Source organism: Luteibacter sp. P4_E6 (assembly GCF_056401535.1).
On sequence record NZ_JBFUJE010000353.1, the window covers coordinates 1 to 4,072 of the forward strand.

A 4,072-nucleotide genomic window follows, 5' to 3' on the forward strand; every position below is an offset into this window, starting at 1 on the left:
CCACACCTCCGACCAGCACCCCTGGTTCCAGCGCGCACGGGCGGCGAAAGCAGGCTCGGCGGCGCGGAACTTCTACGTGTGGTCGGATACGGACCAGGCTTACGACGGCACCCGCATCATCTTCCTCGACACTGAAAAGTCGAACTGGACCTGGGATCCGGTGGCTGGCCAGTATTTCTGGCACCGCTTCTTCTCGCACCAGCCGGACCTTAATTTCGACAATCCGGCGGTGCTGAAGGCGGTCCTCGACGTGATGCGCTTCTGGCTGGACATGGGCGTGGATGGCCTGCGTCTGGACGCCGTGCCGTACCTGATCGAACGCGAAGGGACCAATAACGAGAACCTTCCCGAAACGCACGACATCCTCAAGGTGATGCGCGCGGAAATCGACCAGCACTATCCCGATCGCATGCTCCTGGCCGAGGCCAACCAGTGGCCCGAAGACACGCAGGATTACTTCGGCAACGGCGACGAATGCCATATGGCCTTCCATTTTCCGCTGATGCCGCGCATGTACATGGCGATCGCSMRKGAAGACCGYTTCCCGATCACCGACATCATGCGGCAGACSCCGGMMATCCCGGARAACTGYCARTGGGCGATCTTCCTKCGCAAYCAYGACGAGCTSACGCTCGAAATGGTGACSGACRASGAACGCGAYTACCTGTGGCAGACCTATGCCGCTGACAAGCGCGCGCGCATCAATCTCGGTATCCGTCGCCGGCTGGCGCCGCTGCTCGAACGCGATCGCCGCCGTATCGAACTGATGAACGCGTTGCTGCTGTCGATGCCCGGGACGCCGGTGCTGTATTACGGTGACRAGATCGGCATGGGTGACAACATTCACCTGGGCGATCGCGATGGTGTGCGTACGCCGATGCAGTGGTCGGTCGATCGCAATGGTGGATTTTCGCGCGCCGATCCCGCCAGCCTTGTCCTGCCGCCGATCATGGATCCGCTCTACGGCTACCAGGCGATCAACGTCGAGGCACAGTCCCGCGACCCTCATTCGCTGCTGAACTGGACGCGCCGCATGCTCGCCGTGCGCAAGCGCTACAAGGCCTTCGGGCGCGGCACGCTCAAGTTCCTGTACCCCGGCAATCGCAAGGTGCTCGCGTATCTGCGTGAGTTCGACGGCGAGCACGTGCTTTGCGTGGCAAACATGTCGCGTTCCCTGCAGGCGGTCGAGCTCGACCTCGCGTCCTTCGACGGCCAGGTGCCGATCGAAATCATGGGTGGCTCGTCATTCCCTCCGGTGGGGCAGTTGCCCTACCTTCTGACCGTGCCTCCGTACGGCTTCTATGCCTTCCAGATCTGCCCGAACGCGCAGATGCCGGAATGGCACGAGATTCCCGCCGAGCCCTTGCCCGACTACGAAACCCTGGTGGTTCGTGGTGCCCTTGTCGACGGCCCGGTGATGGCGCATCACCGTGGGGTTATCGAGAAGCAGGTGCTGCCGACCTACCTTGGTGTGCGCCGCTGGTTTGCGGCCAAGGATCGGGGTATCGAGTCGGTAAAGATTCTCTACGCCGTGCCCTGGCCCGATCGTGGCGACGATCTCGTGTTCACGGAAATCGAAGCAACCCTTGCCGACGGCGGCACCGAGCGCTACAGCCTTCCGGTCGGCATCGTCTGGGAAGACGAGAGTCCGACGGCGCGATCGCAGCAGCTGACGCTCGCGCGTGTGCGCCGTGGTCGCCGTATCGGCCTTCTCACCGACGGCTTCTCGCTCGAGGCGTTTGCATCCGGTCTGCTGATCGGCCTGCGCAACGAGGTGGAGCTACCGGTGAATCGCGGCTTCGTGCGTTTCGAACGCACGGATGCCTTCGACCCGGATGCCTTCGCCAGTGACGTTGAAAACCGCTGGATGACGACCGAACAGTCGAACAGTTCGATGATCCTGCACGACCAGGGCGTGTTGAAGCTGTTCCGTCGCACCTCGGCCGGGATCAATCCCGAAGTGGAGATGGGCCGTTTCCTCACCGAGAAGGGTTACGCCAACACGTCGCCGCTGCTTGGCGAGGTGGTACGTGTCGACGAACACGGCGATCGCACGACCATCGCTGTCCTACAGGGCTTCCTGCGCAACCAGGGTGACGCCTGGCGCTGGACCCTGGACTTCCTGCGTCGCAGCTATGACGAGTACAGCCACTCCAACGACGACGAGCGCCGTGCAGAAATCGAAGGCGGCTACGACGCGTTCGCTGCCGCGGTGGGTACGCGTCTTGGCGAGCTTCACGCGCTGTTGGCGAAGCCTTCCGAGTTTCCGGCGTTCGATCCTGAAACGGCGACGGCAACCGTGGCGAATGCCTGGCGCGACAGCGTGCGTGAGCAGGTGAAGCGCGCGGTGGCTTCGCTCGATCATGCCACGGAGGTATCCGAAGGCGTTCACGGCGATATCGAGGCGGTCCATGGCCTGGTGGCCACCCTGGACAAGCACATCGGCGAGCTGTCGAAGGCAGGCGAGGGCGCGCTGCTCACTCGCACCCATGGCGATTTCCATCTGGGCCAGATCCTCGTGGTCCAGGACGACGCGTACATCATCGACTTCGAAGGCGAGCCGGCCCGTCCGCTGGAAGAACGCCGTGGCAAGCACACGCCCCTGCGCGACGTCGCCGGCTTCCTGCGCTCTCTGCATTACGCGGCCGCCATGGCCCGCCGTGGTGAAGACGGCCTGGCACCCGTGGAAGATGAGGGGTTCGGTCAGTACCTGGCCCGATTCCGTGCGCGCTCGTCGAGGGTTTTCCTGGAAGCCTACCGTGGCGTACTGGACGCGGCGCCCGTGCGCTGGGTCAATGCCGGCGACCTCGGGCCACTGCTCGAACTCTTCATTATCGAGAAGGCCGCCTATGAGGTCAGCTACGAGGCCGCGAACCGGCCGGGCTGGCTTGACGTGCCGCTGCGTGGCCTGCTTCATGCGGCCCGCGGCGACACCGCCACAGAACTGAAGGAGGATACGTGACCGACGCACGTAGCTACGGACTGACCGACGCCGCTGCGGTGGCCGCGCTGGTGGAGGGCCGCCACGGTGACCCCTTCGCCTTGCTTGGGCCGCACACGGTCGACGGACGGCGCGTTGTCCGCACCTTGCAACCCGGCGCGCTCGGCGTCGAGCTGATCGACGCGGCGGGTAAGCCGGTTGCGGAACTGCGGCGCGTTCATGACGGTGGTCTTTTCGCCGGGCACGCTCCCGACGACGCGAGGTACCGGCTGCGCGTTCGCTGGCCCGGGGCAAGCCATGACACACACGATCCTTACGGCTTCGGTACGTTGTTGGCCGACGACGATCTGGGACGGATGGCCGACGGGACACATGTCGAACTGTTCCGTGTTGTCGGTGCGCATCCCATCACGATCGACGGCGTGCACGGCGTGCGCTTTGCTGTCTGGGCGCCGAACGCGCAGCGGGTAAGCGTGGTCGGTGACTTCGACAGCTGGGACGGGCGTCGCCACCCGATGAGGAAGCGCGTTCCGTCGGGCGTGTGGGAACTGTTCGTGCCGGGTCTGCTCGCAGGCGCACGCTACAAGTACGAGATCTGGGGTGCCGACGGGTCGCTCACGCAACGTGCGGATCCCGTCGCACTGGCCGCGGAGCTACCGCCCGCGACGGGCTCCATCGTGGCTGACCCGACCGCCTTCCATTGGACGGATGGTGAGTGGTTGCGCAAGCGCGGCGCGTTACACCACGCCGGTTCGCCACTGTCGATCTACGAATTGCACGCGGGCTCCTGGCTGCGGGGCAAGGACAACGAAGAACTGCACTGGGACGACATCGGCGAACGGCTGATTCCGTATGTCGCCGGGATGGGCTTCACGCACATCGAACTCCTGCCGATTTCGGAGCATCCGTTCGGTGGCTCGTGGGGTTACCAGCCGCTGGGACAGTTCGCGCCCACGTCGCGTTTCGGCACGCCCGAAGCATTCGCCCGGTTCGTCGACCGCTGCCACGAAGCCGGGGTTGGCGTCATCGTCGATTGGGTGCCCGCGCATTTTCCCACCGATATCCACGGTCTGGCGCACTTCGACGGCACGCCGCTCTACGAGCACGCGGATCCGCGGGAAGGTTTTCACC

2 protein-coding genes are annotated in these 4,072 nt (G+C 64.6%); both read left to right on the plus strand.

Translation table 11 applies throughout. The features are described 5' to 3' along the window. A partial coding sequence (gene treS, locus AC1DT2_RS16980; RefSeq protein ID WP_477297639.1) for a maltose alpha-D-glucosyltransferase occupies nucleotides 1-2,962 on the plus strand: 2,962 nt, incomplete at its 5' end. Beyond that, nucleotides 2,959-4,072, plus strand: a 1,114-nt coding sequence (locus AC1DT2_RS16985; RefSeq protein ID WP_477297640.1) for a GlgB N-terminal domain-containing protein, incomplete at its 3' end; no start/stop codon positions are given. The genes treS and AC1DT2_RS16985, both read left to right, overlap by 4 nt.